The organism is Paenibacillus polymyxa, from assembly GCF_018614975.1.
Taxonomy (GTDB): Bacteria; Bacillota; Bacilli; order Paenibacillales; family Paenibacillaceae; genus Paenibacillus; species Paenibacillus polymyxa_E.
On sequence record NZ_JAGGNR010000018.1, the window covers coordinates 26,399 to 40,874 of the forward strand.

The window sequence follows — 14,476 nt, forward strand, 5'->3', positions numbered from 1 at the left end:
GTAAGCATCACCACTAGTTTTGACAAGGTCAAAACTACATCGTAAGCATCATCTTTTTTGACAGAGTCAAAGTATTACATGCAGACATGCGGAATCGGTTAGACAACTCCGCACCTGCAATCATTTATTTAGACAGAGACAGCAAAGCTCTTTCTGAACTTCTCAATTGCACCTTTCAGTGCATTTTCGTTGTCTGTAGTCAATTCTTTAGTATCACGGATGGATGCAAGAATCTCCGGATGGCTGCTCTCCATGAACGCGAGGAACTCACGCTCGAAACGAGTCACATCACCTGTTGGAATCTCATCCAGGAATCCTTTAACCGCAGTGTACAAGCTGACAACCTGTTGTTCTACAGGCAGAGGCTGGTTAACACCTTGCTTCAGGATTTCCATCATCCGTGCACCACGATTCAGGCGGGCCTGAGTCGCTTTATCCAGATCGGAACCGAACTGGGAGAACGCTTGAAGCTCACGATATTGAGCGAGGTCGAGACGCAGGGAACCTGCAACCTTTTTCATCGCTTTGATCTGAGCAGAACCACCGACACGGGATACGGAAATACCTACGTTGATCGCCGGGCGTTGTCCAGCATTGAACAAGTCAGCTTCGAGGAAGATTTGTCCGTCCGTGATGGAGATTACGTTCGTTGGGATGTATGCAGATACGTCGGAAGCTTGTGTTTCAATAAACGGCAATGCGGTTAAAGAACCACCACCAAGTTCATCATTCAGCTTCGCAGCACGCTCCAGCAAACGGGAGTGCAGGTAGAAGACGTCACCCGGATAAGCCTCACGGCCCGGTGGACGACGAAGCAACAAGGAAAGCTCACGGTATGCAGAGGCTTGTTTGGTCAAGTCATCATAGATAACCAGAACGTGCTCGCCTTTGTACATGAAGTACTCACCCATCGAACAACCGGAATACGGTGCGATGTACAGGAGTGGGGACGGATCGGAAGCTGCTGCAGTTACAACGATTGTGTACTCCATTGCGCCTTTACGACGAAGAGTTTCCACAACTTGAGCAACGGTAGACTGTTTCTGACCAATAGCCACATAGATACACTTCATGCCGCTACCTTTTTGGTTCAGGATCGCATCAATCGCGATGGATGTTTTACCTGTTTGACGGTCACCGATGATCAACTCACGTTGTCCGCGACCGATTGGAACCATGGCATCAATGGCTTTGATCCCTGTTTGCATCGGCTCATGAACCGATTTACGATCCATTACGCCTGGTGCTTTACCTTCAACCGGACGGAATTCCGTTGTAGCGATTGGCCCTTTGCCATCTACCGGAATACCGAGCGGGTTCACAACGCGTCCAATCAATGCTTCGCCTACAGGCACTTGCATGATTTGACCAGTACGTTTCACTTGGTCACCTTCACGAATATCGTAGTAAGGTCCCAGGATAACGACACCGACATTGCTTTCTTCGACGTTCATGGCGAGTCCCATAACACCGCTTGGGAATTCAACCAACTCGTTGGACATGACGTTCTCAAGTCCGTAAACACGAGCGATACCATCACCAACCTCGATTACCGTTCCAACTTCGACTACATCGATATCGGTCTTGTATTGTTCGATTTGGCTCTTAATTAATGTACTGATTTCTTCTGGTTTGATACTCAAGTGTCCTCACCCCAATCTACTGTACTCGTCTGTTAAAAGACTGCTCAAGACGTTCGAGCTTGCCAGCCAAGCTGCCGTCATAGATCGTATCGCCAATGGCGACTTTCAATCCGCCCAGCAGAGTCGGATCAACAATGTTCTCGATACGAATCTTTTTATTCACACGGCCACCGAATTCACGGGCTACCGCTTCTTTTTCTTCATCATTCAATGCATAAGTCGAGTAGACACGGGCATCAGCGATGCCGAGTGACTCACCTTGGATCTTCCGATAATCATTCAGCAAATCTCCCAGCAATTCAACGCGTCCGCGTTCAATCATCAACAAGACAGTGCGGATGACAGGCTCGGATACCTTACCATCAAGACTTGAGTGAAGCACCTTCTGTTTGGCTTCATCAGAAATGTTAGGGGATACGATAAATTTCTCAATATCAGCATCTCCGGTCAATGCACTGACTACTGCAACCAGTTCCTGTTCAACCTCAAGCACCTGCTGTTGCTGAAGAGCAACTTCGAACAATGCTTTCGCATAACGCTTGGCAACAATCGTATCGCGGCTCATTGTCGGCCTCCTACCTCATTGAGGTATTGGTTCACAAGTTCTTCTTGTGCAGGACCGTTCTCAACTTCTTTTTTGATCAACTTGGATGCAATCCGAACGGAAGCGGTACCCAGTTCGCTGCGAAGCGCTGCGACTGCTTTGTTCTTCTCGCTCTCGATTTCGCGTACTGCATCGTCTTTCAGACGATTAGCTTCTGCTTTCGCATCAGCCAGAATCGATTCAGCTTGTTTGCCACCCGTTTGTTTGGATTGTTCAATGATGTCGTAAGCATCCTGGCGCGCTTGCTCAAGAGCTTGTTTTTGTTCCTCCACATAGGCGATGGCCTGTTCCCGGGTCTGTGCAGCCTCATTCATCTGCGTCAACACGAGTTCACGACGTTTTTCCATAATGGAGAACAAAGGACCGAAAGCATAACGGCTAAGCAGCCAATATAAAATTGCGAATGCAACAATCGCAAGAAGCGTATTTTCCCATATGAAACTCAATCTGTTCACTCCTTCCTGGAGGTATCCTTGGAACATTCATCTGCAGGTAGCAGACATTACCTAAAAAGAAGGCGCGGATGGCTATGGCCTTCCCCGCCAAACCTTTAAAATTTAATTAAGCCATACCATAGAACATGAACGCGAGTACCACACCGATGATCGGCAATACCTCGATCAAACCTACACCGATAAACATTGTTGTTTGAAGAGTGGATTTTGCTTCCGGTTGACGGGCAATACCTTCCACCGTTTTGCTGATTACCATACCGTTACCAATACCTGCGCCAAACGCGCCCAGTCCTGCAACAATTGCTGCTGCGATTAATGCCATTGCTCCCATTTGTATATCCTCCTTAAAATGATAAATCGAATTTTTTATTGTTCAGCCTGGTGAAGAAATCTTCGTAAGGCTTGAAACTTAATGCTCGTCGTGCGTCTCGATGCTCTGTGAAATGTATACCATCATCAAGATAACAAACACAAATGCCTGGATCGCGCCGATAAAGATACTAAAGCCTTGCCACACCACTAGTAGCGGAATCGCTGCAATGGCACCAAACACTTTGAATGTGGTCAGTTTCAGGATCGTTGCGATCAGAACCTCACCCGCGAAGATATTCGCGAATAGACGCATACCGTGTGTCAACAGCTTGGATGCCGTCTCAATCAAGTTGATTGGCAAGAACAAGGCGAATGGCTTCAGGTAATGCTGGAGATATCCTCTGGTGTTACCGAACAATCCGAGTCCATGAGATACAAGGAACGCTACGAGAGCAAGTCCCATCGTTACAGACAAATCGGCTGTCGGTGATTTCCACCAGGCCAGTTCAACGTGTGGATGTGCTTCCGGGTCCTTGGCATGCGCTTCTTCAAACGCCTCCACCGCTGTAACAATCGGCTGACCGAACACTTGCGCTTGTTCAGCGCTGTCCACTGCAGTTACCGCTTGGAACGGAAGTCCGAGCATGTTTCCTACAAAAATGAACATGATCATGGAAAGAGCAAGAGAGATAAAATGTTTACCTTTCTTCATATCCATTGTACTGGAAATCAGATTGCGGACGAATTCTACTGCCCACTCCATAAAATTTTGCAGCTTGCCGGGGTTTTCAACGGATAGTCTTCGTGTGGCCAGTACAGCAAAAATAAAAACAAGGGCACCTGTGACTACCAGCATCAACACAACCGATAGATCCAGTCGAAATCCGCCAAGCATAATAATTGGAGCTTCATGCATATTTTTCTCACCCCTTTCTCGACTTGAAAGCTGCAGCACCTAACATCATTCTGCTCTGCGGGAATGGACAATCCCTATAATCAGTAAGGAATATTGTGCAATGACGAGACCGCCTGCAACCGCATATGTATTGAAGTACTGCGGAAAGCGCATCGATATGAATATACCGAGCACAGCGAGTGCCGCTCTTGTCAAAAATCCCAGGTTCACACGCTTCAAGTTACCTTCTGCCGCATCATCAGACATTTTCCTTACTTTGTAGCCCAAGTAAAATGCATTGATCCAGCTAATTCCTGTACCCAGGGCCAGTCCCAAAGCAATTGTCTCCACACGTGGCATAAAGGCCGCTGCGAGAAAACAAATCATAAGAAAGTACATGATGAAAACAGTCATCGATCTGCGGTATCTGGTTAGTTCACTCATCACTTTCCCCCATGACTTTTTTCGCGATAAAGTAGATGCTTACACCGCCTGCCGCAAGAAAAAAGAGAACGCTTACGGCGATCCATATTCCGTTACCTCCGATGGTCTTGTCCAACCAGGAGCCAGCGTAATATCCGGCAACAGCGAGAATGGCAATCTCGATCCCAAAAGCTGTCACGAGTCCCATCGCTTTCCACACATTATCGTCATGGTTACGGGATGAATTTGGTTTGTTCGAATCGGCCATTTTCCACGCCACCCTTGCAATCCCAGTTAATTTTACTGAATGATGAGAGCCTTTGTCAATTGAATGATTTTAGCGTTTTAAAGGGGAAAACGACGGGAATACAGACCCTCAAAGCCCATAAACCCGCGTAAACCGTACAGTTTAACTGTATGCTTGCCCTTTATAAATCCGTCAGAAAAAATGTATTATTTTTTGAATTTTCTGTGAAATGATTCCGGACGCTCACTATTTACACCGAAATGGTGCAAAATCGCATTGACAATTCTTTCAGAAGCATGTCCATCACCGTATGGATTGGCAGCCTGACTCATGCTTGCATACAATGTTTTGTCTGTAAGCAGAGCTTTGGTCCGTTCATACACACGTTCCTCTTCGGTACCTACCAATTCTAGCGTTCCGGCTTCAATACCTTCCGGGCGTTCTGTTGTATCGCGCAATACGAGCACAGGCACACCAAACGAAGGCGCTTCTTCCTGCAAACCGCCTGAATCGGTCAAAATCAAGTGAGTGTGCGGGTAAAAGTTATGCAAATCCACCACGTCTAGTGGATCAATTAATTGAATACGGGGATGATTCCCCAAAATCGCGTGAGCCGGCTCCTTCACAGCAGGACTTGGATGCACCGGGTACACGATGGCAATATCTTCGAATTCGTCGGCAATCCGTTTGACGGCCTGGAAAATGTTGCGGTGAGGCTCGCCTTGAGATTCACGGCGATGAGCTGTCATCAGCACAAGGCGTTTGCCTTGGGCCCAATCAAGTACCGGGTGTGTGTAGTCCTCCCGTACTGTATATTGAAACACATCTGTTACCGTGTTGCCTGTGACGTACGTACTAGACTCTGATTTATTTTCTTTGGCAAGATTGGAAGAAGACCAATCCGTAGGCGCAAAGTGTAGATCAGCCAGTACTCCCGTCAGCTGACGATTCATCTCTTCTGGATATGGAGACAGCTTGTTCCACGTCCGCAGCCCCGCTTCCACATGTCCTACCTGGATCTGTTGCAAGAATGCTGCGTAGCTCGCTACAAAGGTAGTTAATGTATCCCCGTGAACCAGTACAATATCCGGCTTAGCCTCGGCTAACACCGGCTCCAGACCGCCAAGCACACGAATTGTGATTTCATTCAATGTCTGACGGTCCTTCATCACATCCAGATCATAATCGGGATGAATGTCGAAAACTTCAAGTACCTGATCCAACATCTGGCGATGTTGCGCAGTTACGCAAACAATAGATTCAATAGACTCAGGGTGTTTCTGCAATTCCAAAATAAGCGGAGCCATCTTGATGGCTTCCGGACGCACCCCGAAGATCGTCATGACTTTAATTTTGTTGGACATTCGAGCAAAGCCCCTTTTCTATAAGTTCCGATTACAAGCATGCGATATGCTTATTTAGTGCCGTATAGACGGTCTCCTGCATCTCCAAGCCCTGGAACGATATAACCATGATCATCCAGACGGTCGTCCAATGCTGCTACATAGATATCCACATCGGGATGTGCATCCTGCACAGCTTTTACGCCTTCCGGTGCTGCAACAAGGTTCATCATCTTGATTTGAGTACAACCGCGTTTTTTGAGCACGTCAATGGCTGCGATAGCCGATCCGCCAGTCGCCAGCATCGGGTCAATCACAATGAGTTGACGTTCAGTCACGTCTGTAGGCAGTTTTGTGTAGTACTCCACCGGTTGCAGTGTTTCCGGGTCACGGAACAGACCAACATGTCCAACTTTTGCCGCTGGCAACAATTTCACAACGCCATCCAGCATTCCGAGTCCTGCGCGCAGAATCGGCACCAGTCCGAGCATACGTCCAGAGATGACTTTACCTTGTGTTGCAGCTACAGGTGTCTGTACATCAATCGTTTCCAGTTCAACATCTCTTGTAATCTCATAAGCCATCAACGTTGCTACTTCATCCACCAATTCACGAAAATCTTTCGTATTCGTACGCATGTCGCGTATAAACGTCAGTTTGTGTTGAATCAAAGGGTGATCACATATTACTAATTTTCCCATCTAATTTGTCCCTCCGGTAAGTTCTTCAAGTTCAGCATTTCCAAATATACCTAGCCACCATTCATGGGCTCGATAAATCCTGTATATTATATCATCACCAACAACGAATTACACCATCAAAGGGCACCCAATCATTACAGAATACCGAATCCTATAAAAAAACAGGACCGGAAAATGATCCATCCGGTCCTGTTTTGCTCTTGCTGTTATGTCATTGAGAAAATGAAAATGATGAATACAATGGCACTCCGCCTACAGAATGATCCTTCGATCGCTGTTATCCCCAGATTTTTTTATTCTCCTTTTAACAAGGGAAAAATCCGGGGATAAAGGCGAACGCTTCGCTTCTGCGGTCTCATTCTGTCTGCTTCGTTTTTTTGTATCCCATTTTAAGAACATCTCAAATACAAACACCATGAGCAAAGTTTTTTAGTATTTAAGGTCGGTATAGAGCGGGAATTGGTCTGTCAGTGCAGTCACTTCTGCACGAGCTTCATCCAGCTTCGCTGTATCTTTAGGATTTTTCAGCGTTTTGGCAATGATTTTACCGATCGCTACCATCGCTTCTTCGTTCATGCCACGGGAAGTTGCAGCAGGTGTACCAATTCGAATACCACTCGTTACAAACGGGCTTGTAGGGTCGAATGGAATTGCATTTTTGTTCACGGTAATGCCGATGGAATCAAGCACATGCTCAGCTTCCTTACCTGTAATGTTCACACTGCGTGTGTCGATCAGCATCAAGTGGTTATCTGTACCACCGGATACGATGTTCAATCCTTCAGCGATCAGTGTTTCAGCCAGAACCTGTGCGTTTTTCACAACGTTCTGTGCATATGTTTTGAATGAAGGTTGCAAAGCTTCTCCGAATGCTACCGCTTTGGAAGCGATCACGTGCATCAGAGGTCCACCTTGGGAACCAGGGAATACGGCTTTATCAATTGCTGCTGCCCACGCTTTGCGACACAGAATCATACCACCACGAGGTCCACGCAGCGTTTTGTGTGTTGTTGTTGTTACGAAATGCGCATGTGGAACCGGGTTTGGATGCAAACCAGCAGCAACCAGTCCTGCGATATGAGCCATGTCCACCATGAACAAAGCACCTACATCATTGGCGATGGAAGCCAGCTTTTCAAAATCAATGGTACGCGGATATGCACTTGCTCCTGCAACGATCAGACGAGGGCGGTGTTTGAAAGCCGCTTTGCGCACTTCATCATAATCAATCAGGAATGTATCTTCCTGAACGCCGTATGCTACAAAGTTGTACAGCAAACCGGATGCATTAACCGGGCTACCGTGTGTGAGGTGTCCACCATGGGCAAGGTTCATACCAAGTACAGTATCACCAGGTTTCAATGCTGCAAGATATACTGCCATGTTCGCTTGTGCACCGGAGTGAGGTTGAACATTCACGTGTTCCGCTCCGAACAACTCTTTTGCACGATCACGCGCGATGTCTTCAACGATGTCCACATGCTCACAACCGCCATAGTAACGTTTGCCTGGATATCCTTCAGCGTACTTGTTGGTCAGAACAGATCCCAGTGCTTCAATTACTGCTTCACTTACGATGTTCTCGGATGCAATCAGTTCAATGTTGTTCTGTTGACGTTTCAGTTCAAGATTCATCGCTTCCAGTACTGCCGGGTCATTCTTGCGCAATTGTTCCATGATTAAATTCCTCCCAGTTTATAAAAATTCACTCACAAAATGTCGAATCTGGTTGTTCTTCCATACGATACACCGCACGTTCGCCGCCAATCAACTTCGGGCGGGTCAACGCTGTGGTCACACGGGCATCTCCAACATAGCGAAGCGCTGTACGATAGGGTACGGCTACATGCCGGAGATGCATGCCAATCATCGTCTCCCCAATGTCCAGTCCCGCATGGGCCTGCACATGTTCAGCCAGGCATGGATCGGTCAGCGAACGATACGCTGCGGATGCCATGGAACCTCCGGCCTTGGGCACAGGTACTGCACCTACCTCAGTTAATCCAAGACGAGTCAGCACAGAACGTTCCATGACCAGCGCACGGTTCAGATGCTCACAACATTGGAATACCGTGTCAAAACCGAACTCCTCCTGCACCTCGCGTATACCCGCAAGAAGCTGCTGCGCCACTTCAATGGCACCACTCGTACCAATCCGCTCACCTGCGACTTCACTTGTGCTTGTACCGATCACAACGATCTGTCCAGGCCCAAGCTGCCCCGCAAGCGCCAGTTCATGCAGGATAGACGCGGTCTGTTCCTGCAATCCGGGTTGTTCCGAATCTAACTCTATAGTCATCCTATCATCGCCTCCCGATAAAATCATGCCCGCTGTCTCTTGGCTGTCCTTCGTATTCTTGCACGGCATCTCAGGACCTATTATAGCGAATATTCAGATGAAAGACGAAAAAAAGAGCAGTCTGCGGGTAACGCAGAATTGCTCTTTTGCCCAGGCGACCGGCCGTTTGTTCCGGTGCTCCATCGTGGTTATGCCCACTTCGTCGCCAGTTACACCGGATCCTTGTTTTCCCCTTCATCATAAAACAACCCGCAGCTAAAATCAACGGTTAATTTACATCACATGTCCTATTTCTATAACCTGCCCCGCAGGATCAGAACGTTCCCAGCTTATCCAAAAGCCGGTCCAATGCCGTCCGAATCTCAGCAGCAGCTATATTGTAATCATCACGACTTCCCCCAAACGGATCGGAGATGTCGAAACTTGGAATTCGTTGTCTAATCTCAATGGCTCGCTCACGCTCCGATGCCAGGATCTCTTGCCCAAGGGCACGTTTCATCTCAAGCGTCGCAAACAGGCTGTCCAACTCCTGAACATCACTTAATACCTGTTCATCATCCTCCACATATTCTTTCAATGTATAGGTTTTGTGGACTGAATCGGGAAAAACCTGTATGACATGCTGCTTATGACTCCGTGTTAATGTAAGAACCAGATCGGCCCAACCTACCAGGTTAGAGCTAAGCTGTGTGGAATGAGGTGGACCTTCAACGTTATGATCTCTCAAAACCGCTTCAGCATGTCGGGAGATCGGCATACCCGACGTTGCTGCCACACCTGCGGAACGAACCTCTACCTGAATGCCGCGCTCCGATGCCAATTTTCGCAAAAGCCCCTCTGCCATGGGGCTGCGGCACGTATTTCCTGTACATACGAATAAAATATGTTTCATTGTGTTAGCCTCCCCATTTTACATATGATGCGAATGATATGATATCTCAAGTTTTATTTTAAAATATAAACAAAAGTCCAAATGCAAGCAAGATTGCGCCACCAATAGCTTCGCCGTAATCCCCGAGATTCTGGCTCACCCGACGCCCTAATAGAAGACCCATAACCGACATCACCCCGCCACAAATGCCAAAGGCAAGTACGGTTAAGATCAGATCACTGCTAAACATCCCTAAGGAAACACCAACGGAGAACGAATCCACACTTACACTGAGGGAGAACAAAACAACGCCGAGCAGGGAACGGTGGTTCACCAGCTTGGTATCGCCTTCACGGAATGCATTCAGAATCATATGAGCACCCAGCAAAACAAGCAATCCACCTGCCGCATACGTCGTAATGTCACCGAGTAGCGAGCTGACGTATTTGCCCATATACATGCCGATGAGTGGCATGATGATATGAAACAGTGCTGTTACTGTACTGATCCGCAATACATCCCGCAGTCGAATACCTTTCATGCCAATTCCGATTCCGAGCGAGAACGCATCAAGGCCCAGCGCAACAGCCATGATCAAAATGGTTACCAACTGCCCTACATGGGCAGACACATCCCACATCCCTATACCCCCAAGTCACGTAAAGGTTCTTGTACACGATATGCGGACAAGGACCTAAACATGACCGATGAAAGACAAACGGCGACGGATCTATGGTTGGATGCTGGCTTTATAGAATCTTGATTTTGTTTTGGAAAAAGAGTGATTAGCTCTCCTGACTGTATGATCAGGAGAGGTTATAAGGGGCGCTGGTTGCCAACTTGTATGAGTTGGTTACCTGCAGCCTTGAGCAGCCGATTCATGACGGCTGCTCCCAGCCCTTCGCGTGAGCAGGCTTCCGCCACAATATATGTGGCGCCTTGCTCATCGCAGCTGCGCAGCGCGGCGTACAGCCTGCGCGCTGCTTCTTCCAGCTCGCTGGCGTCACCCAGCGAGAACACGGCATCGGCGCGGTACTGCTCCGCGTGCTCGGCGAACGCCAGCACCGCGGTGCGCTCTCCGCGCTGCGCCGCCTCTGCGAGGGCGGCGCTGATCCAGGCCGCCACCGCTGCGGGCGGCCCCTCCACCACGCACAGCGCCCCTGCGGGTGCGTAGTGCGTGTACTTCATGCCCGGCGAGCGCGGCGCCGGGCTGCCCACGCCATCGGCCCCCTCCGCGAGTAGCGCGGGGTCCGTGGCGACACAGGCGGCAACGGCGGACAGCTGTTCCGCCGTAATGCCGCCAGGGCGCAGGATGGTGACGGTACCGTCGTCACCGACCTGCACAACCGTGGACTCGACGCCCACCCCGGTGGGGCCGCCGTCCACAATGCCGCCGATGCGGCCATCCAGATCCTCGCGCACATGGGCCGCGAGTGTCGGGCTTGGCCGCCCGGAGCGGTTGGCGCTTGGCGCAGCCACAGGGCATGCCGCCGCCGCGATCAACTGCAAGGCAACCGGATGGTCCGGCATGCGCACGGCCACCGTGTCCAGACCGGCTGTGACACGCGGGGACACCGCCCCTGGCCTAATCGGCAGCACCAGCGTCAGTGGTCCCGGCCAGAAGGCCGCCATCAGCGCTTCGGCTGTTTCGTTCACTTCCGTGACCAGATTATCCAACTGGTCACGGTGCGCGATATGCACAATCAGTGGATTGTCGGAAGGTCGGCCTTTGGCGACAAATACAGCCTCCACGGCTGCTGTGCTACGCGCATCAGCACCCAGGCCATAGACCGTCTCGGTCGGAAAGGCTACCGTCTGACCGAGACGAATGCAGGCTGCGGCAGCCTGCAAGTCGGCGAGCGCCTGTTGATCGGCGCTCCCCTTTTTCACATCTAACATTTCAATATTACCCAATCCGTGATCGTTCTCAGCGCTCACCAAGACGCGTACATCCCACATCTCGGTGACCAGTTCTCCCGGAGCTTTCGTATCACGTTCGTCTCTACCATCCCTCATCTCAGAGGTGTGTTGCAATGGTTCGTTTTCTCTGCTCATATATCATCATTCCTAAACTTCAAGTAGGTTAGTTCATATCCATATTCAATATAAGAGGTTGTTCAAAAAGTACGCTTTTGATTACGATAGATGCCTAGCAGCATCATCAACGTCGAATATGAAATTCAGCCGAAATGTCCGTTGCTTACGTAGTTTGCCTACGCTCCGCTACTCCATTTCTAGCTTCATTCCATCTTCTTGGTACTGAAAACCAGACTTTTTGAACACGCACTATAAGTAATTATAACATACCTGTCCCGCCTCGGATGCCCTTCACACTTCACTCCACGCATGAGTCTCACTATAACTTCGCTACCAATTCATATCAAAAGGGCAGCTTCCAGAATCGAAGTCGCCCTTATTCATATTATAAATACGTTGTTATGCGAATAATCCAGTTATCCAACTCCACAGTTTCACAGCCATGTCCCACAGAAAGAATCTCGCCTCCGGTGTATCTCCCTGCACAGATGCCTCTGTATCTCCAGGTTCAGCTGCTGCCGCCGATACGGTTGAAGGTTTCGCCAGTGCATCCCCGGTCCCTGCATCAATGAAGCACAGCGGCGGGAACAACACACACCACCAGTTCTGACCTTTGCCTTCGCCCAGCGTGATTCGAACCGCTTCATAATCTCCGGCAGGATAGACGGTACCTCCATATAGTTTGGTCGGGAACGGAACAGAACCCAGTTCCACCTGATATGCATAATGCAAACCACGACTCGCCAGCTCTTCTCCTACTCTATTCTCAATCTCGGACAACTGCTCACGAATAACCTTGCGCGCTTCATCCAAACTTTGCGGATTCTCCAGTTTGGCTACCCACTCGCCCATCTGAGCAACGACAGCATCCCGAATCTCACGTTTCACCAATTGATCTCCCGGTGCATCCGAGTTTGCTAGAATACGCAAGCGAATCGATTGTTCCGGAATCTCTGTGGCCGCCACAGCTGCATCCGTTTTCTGACCCTCCCACATCATGATCATCATCATAAGACATACAATAATAAGTCCGATTTGCTTTACAATTCGTCTGCTCATTCCGTTCTCCCCCTCGGCTCTCTGATCACGCTACCTGCAACTCTCTCATGTCTATCAGTATGCCCCGGGGAGACAAAAGTAAACCTAGCATTTGCAATAAATCTACTATATTGATTCTCTCATTCACACTTTCTCACCCATCATGTTAAAAAAGACTGATCTGCACCTGGTTACAGGGCAAATCAACCTCTTTATTCCTACGAACGATCACGTTATACGCTCCACCGCTTTACTTATCCACCTACACCGACTCAACAGTTACACAGCACTTTTCTCTTTCTTGAGCATATTCCATAAACGTTCCGACAGCCGAGGTTGCTGCTCCCCTATGAGAAGTTCATCCTCCTCTTCTTGTCCATACAACTTAATGCTCATGACTACACCGATACAAGCCATATTAATAAGCAAAGAGGTGCCGCCGTAACTGATGAACGGTAACGTAATACCTGTGAGTGGCATCAGTCCGAGGAACGCCCCCACGTTCTCAAATACCTGATACAACAACATTCCGATAATACCTACAATGATGACGGGTCCCGCGCGATCTCTGCAAGTCAGAGCAATCCACACCATACGTTGAATCATAATAAAGTACAACAAAATCAGTACAGATGCACCAACAAAGCCAAACTCCTCTGCGATTACAACAAAAATGGAATCAGAATACGTATAGGGAACTCGTCCACTCTGAACGGATGTTCCTTGCAAATAACCTTTGCCGATGATGCCCCCTGAACCGATGGCTAAACCTGCATTTTTCGTATGCCAGGAAGCCTTGGAGGTAGCCTTTTCCGGTACAAGCCAGGGATCAATCCGCTCTGCCCAATGCTCACGTTTTATCTTTTCAAGAAAGGTGAACACTTCATCATGGTAGAAGGTATAGGTTTTAACAAAGCCAAAAAACGCCACTCCCACAATCGCGAGTGCAATCAATGCATGCTTCAGCCTCATATTCCCAATCCAGAATACCGCAGCCAGAATCACCACATACCCCAGCGCATTTCCCAGATCATTCTGAGCCATAACAAGGGCAAACGGAATAAACGTCCAGCAGCCAATCGGCACAATATCTCTCCAAAATTTCAGCGTGCCTCGTTGTCTCTTCACAATTAAATGGGCGAGGAACAGAATCAGAATCATCTTGAACAACTCTGCCGGTTGAAAAGAAAAGTTCTCGCCCAGCTTCAGCCAGCCATTAGCATTATTGATCGAACTGCCCAAGACATTCGCAAGGATCAATAGGATGATCCCCAAGCCATACAAATAAAACGCATATTTCACGTATAACTTGTAATTCACAAGCCCGATCACTAGCACCGCAATGAACCCGGCTACATAGAAATAAATCGTTTTGACATGATGATTCGCCAGTTTGGCATCTGTCTGCGTTCCGCTATAAATCGCAAATACACTAATAATCATGAGCAACAGCATGACAAAAAGAATCACACCGTCCATCTTTTTCAACATTCTCACCATGACTCCGTCCATCCCCCTGAATCTAGCATTCTATGATTTCCAATTGAACTCAATATTACCATTGTATATAATTGGATAATAAAAAGGAAATCAGGATTGCTTCAGGAT

The 14,476-nt window shown here is 48.6% G+C and carries 16 protein-coding genes and 1 riboswitch; all 16 genes read right to left on the minus strand.

Annotated features, from left to right (window positions below):
* Positions 1-128 precede the first annotated feature (128 nt).
* The 16 genes from atpA to J7E78_RS16865 all read right to left on the minus strand — a co-directional run bounded on the left by atpA (position 129) and on the right by J7E78_RS16865 (position 14,368).
* Entirely contained in the window at positions 129-1,643 is a 1,515-nt protein-coding gene (gene atpA, locus J7E78_RS16790; protein ID WP_215077372.1) for a F0F1 ATP synthase subunit alpha, read from the minus strand.
* A gap of 16 nt (positions 1,644-1,659) precedes the next feature.
* Entirely contained in the window at positions 1,660-2,208 is a 549-nt protein-coding gene (locus J7E78_RS16795) for a F0F1 ATP synthase subunit delta (RefSeq protein WP_215077373.1), read from the minus strand.
* Entirely contained in the window at positions 2,205-2,693 is a 489-nt protein-coding gene (gene atpF / locus J7E78_RS16800) for a F0F1 ATP synthase subunit B (protein ID WP_215077374.1), read from the minus strand. Before atpF ends, J7E78_RS16795 begins: the two co-directional genes overlap by 4 nt.
* A gap of 115 nt (positions 2,694-2,808) precedes the next feature.
* Positions 2,809-3,033: a F0F1 ATP synthase subunit C gene (atpE, locus tag J7E78_RS16805; RefSeq protein ID WP_017691934.1), complete on the minus strand. Its 225-nt coding sequence runs from the start codon at positions 3,031-3,033 to the stop codon at positions 2,809-2,811.
* Positions 3,034-3,111: 78 nt separating this feature from the next.
* Complete coding sequence (gene atpB / locus J7E78_RS16810) at positions 3,112-3,930, minus strand: F0F1 ATP synthase subunit A (protein WP_215077375.1); 819 nt, start codon at positions 3,928-3,930, stop codon at positions 3,112-3,114.
* Positions 3,931-3,975: 45 nt separating this feature from the next.
* The gene (locus J7E78_RS16815) at positions 3,976-4,353 is read right to left on the minus strand and encodes an ATP synthase subunit I (protein ID WP_215077376.1); all 378 of its coding nucleotides are present in this window, start codon (positions 4,351-4,353) and stop codon (positions 3,976-3,978) included.
* Positions 4,346-4,600, minus strand: a complete 255-nt coding sequence (locus tag J7E78_RS16820) for an AtpZ/AtpI family protein (protein WP_145324430.1) — start codon at positions 4,598-4,600, stop codon at positions 4,346-4,348. Before J7E78_RS16820 ends, J7E78_RS16815 begins: the two co-directional genes overlap by 8 nt.
* 185 nt (positions 4,601-4,785) lie before the next feature.
* Entirely contained in the window at positions 4,786-5,943 is a 1,158-nt protein-coding gene (wecB, locus tag J7E78_RS16825) for a non-hydrolyzing UDP-N-acetylglucosamine 2-epimerase (RefSeq protein ID WP_036667768.1), read from the minus strand.
* 50 nt (positions 5,944-5,993) lie between these two features.
* Entirely contained in the window at positions 5,994-6,623 is a 630-nt protein-coding gene (gene upp / locus J7E78_RS16830; protein ID WP_017691929.1) for a uracil phosphoribosyltransferase, read from the minus strand.
* Between the two features lie 429 nt (positions 6,624-7,052).
* Positions 7,053-8,300: a serine hydroxymethyltransferase gene (locus J7E78_RS16835; protein ID WP_165980299.1), complete on the minus strand. Its 1,248-nt coding sequence runs from the start codon at positions 8,298-8,300 to the stop codon at positions 7,053-7,055.
* A 28-nt stretch (positions 8,301-8,328) separates the two neighbouring features.
* Complete coding sequence (locus J7E78_RS16840) at positions 8,329-8,922, minus strand: TIGR01440 family protein (protein ID WP_215077377.1); 594 nt, start codon at positions 8,920-8,922, stop codon at positions 8,329-8,331.
* A 141-nt stretch (positions 8,923-9,063) separates the two neighbouring features.
* A riboswitch (ZMP/ZTP riboswitch) is annotated at positions 9,064-9,145 on the minus strand.
* 90 nt (positions 9,146-9,235) lie between these two features.
* Entirely contained in the window at positions 9,236-9,814 is a 579-nt protein-coding gene (locus J7E78_RS16845; protein WP_215077378.1) for a low molecular weight protein arginine phosphatase, read from the minus strand.
* 58 nt (positions 9,815-9,872) lie between these two features.
* Entirely contained in the window at positions 9,873-10,433 is a 561-nt protein-coding gene (locus J7E78_RS16850; protein WP_215077379.1) for a manganese efflux pump MntP, read from the minus strand.
* Between the two features lie 176 nt (positions 10,434-10,609).
* On the minus strand, positions 10,610-11,809 hold the full coding sequence (locus J7E78_RS16855; protein WP_397330591.1) for an L-threonylcarbamoyladenylate synthase: 1,200 nt from the start codon (positions 11,807-11,809) through the stop codon (positions 10,610-10,612).
* Positions 11,810-12,229: 420 nt separating this feature from the next.
* Positions 12,230-12,889 (minus strand): stage II sporulation protein R, encoded by a 660-nt coding sequence (gene spoIIR, locus J7E78_RS16860; RefSeq protein ID WP_215077381.1) that lies wholly within the window; start codon positions 12,887-12,889, stop codon positions 12,230-12,232.
* 258 nt (positions 12,890-13,147) lie between these two features.
* Positions 13,148-14,368 (minus strand): FtsW/RodA/SpoVE family cell cycle protein, encoded by a 1,221-nt coding sequence (locus J7E78_RS16865; protein ID WP_215077382.1) that lies wholly within the window; start codon positions 14,366-14,368, stop codon positions 13,148-13,150.
* Between the last annotated feature and the right edge of the window lie 108 nt (positions 14,369-14,476).

Coding starts and splice junctions, on each gene's coding strand:
- J7E78_RS16795 (WP_215077373.1), bottom strand. CDS start 2,208: ATGAGCCGCGATACGATTGTTGCCAAGCGTTATGCGAAAGCATTGTTC.
- atpE (WP_017691934.1), bottom strand. CDS start 3,033: ATGGGAGCAATGGCATTAATCGCAGCAGCAATTGTTGCAGGACTGGGC.
- atpB (WP_215077375.1), bottom strand. CDS start 3,930: ATGCATGAAGCTCCAATTATTATGCTTGGCGGATTTCGACTGGATCTA.
- J7E78_RS16815 (WP_215077376.1), bottom strand. CDS start 4,353: ATGAGTGAACTAACCAGATACCGCAGATCGATGACTGTTTTCATCATG.
- J7E78_RS16820 (WP_145324430.1), bottom strand. CDS start 4,600: ATGGCCGATTCGAACAAACCAAATTCATCCCGTAACCATGACGATAAT.
- wecB (WP_036667768.1), bottom strand. CDS start 5,943: ATGTCCAACAAAATTAAAGTCATGACGATCTTCGGGGTGCGTCCGGAA.
- upp (WP_017691929.1), bottom strand. CDS start 6,623: ATGGGAAAATTAGTAATATGTGATCACCCTTTGATTCAACACAAACTG.
- J7E78_RS16835 (WP_165980299.1), bottom strand. CDS start 8,300: ATGGAACAATTGCGCAAGAATGACCCGGCAGTACTGGAAGCGATGAAT.
- J7E78_RS16840 (WP_215077377.1), bottom strand. CDS start 8,922: ATGACTATAGAGTTAGATTCGGAACAACCCGGATTGCAGGAACAGACC.
- J7E78_RS16845 (WP_215077378.1), bottom strand. CDS start 9,814: ATGAAACATATTTTATTCGTATGTACAGGAAATACGTGCCGCAGCCCC.
- J7E78_RS16850 (WP_215077379.1), bottom strand. CDS start 10,433: ATGTGGGATGTGTCTGCCCATGTAGGGCAGTTGGTAACCATTTTGATC.
- J7E78_RS16855 (WP_397330591.1), bottom strand. CDS start 11,809: ATGAGGGATGGTAGAGACGAACGTGATACGAAAGCTCCGGGAGAACTG.
- spoIIR (WP_215077381.1), bottom strand. CDS start 12,889: ATGAGCAGACGAATTGTAAAGCAAATCGGACTTATTATTGTATGTCTT.
- J7E78_RS16865 (WP_215077382.1), bottom strand. CDS start 14,368: ATGGTGAGAATGTTGAAAAAGATGGACGGTGTGATTCTTTTTGTCATG.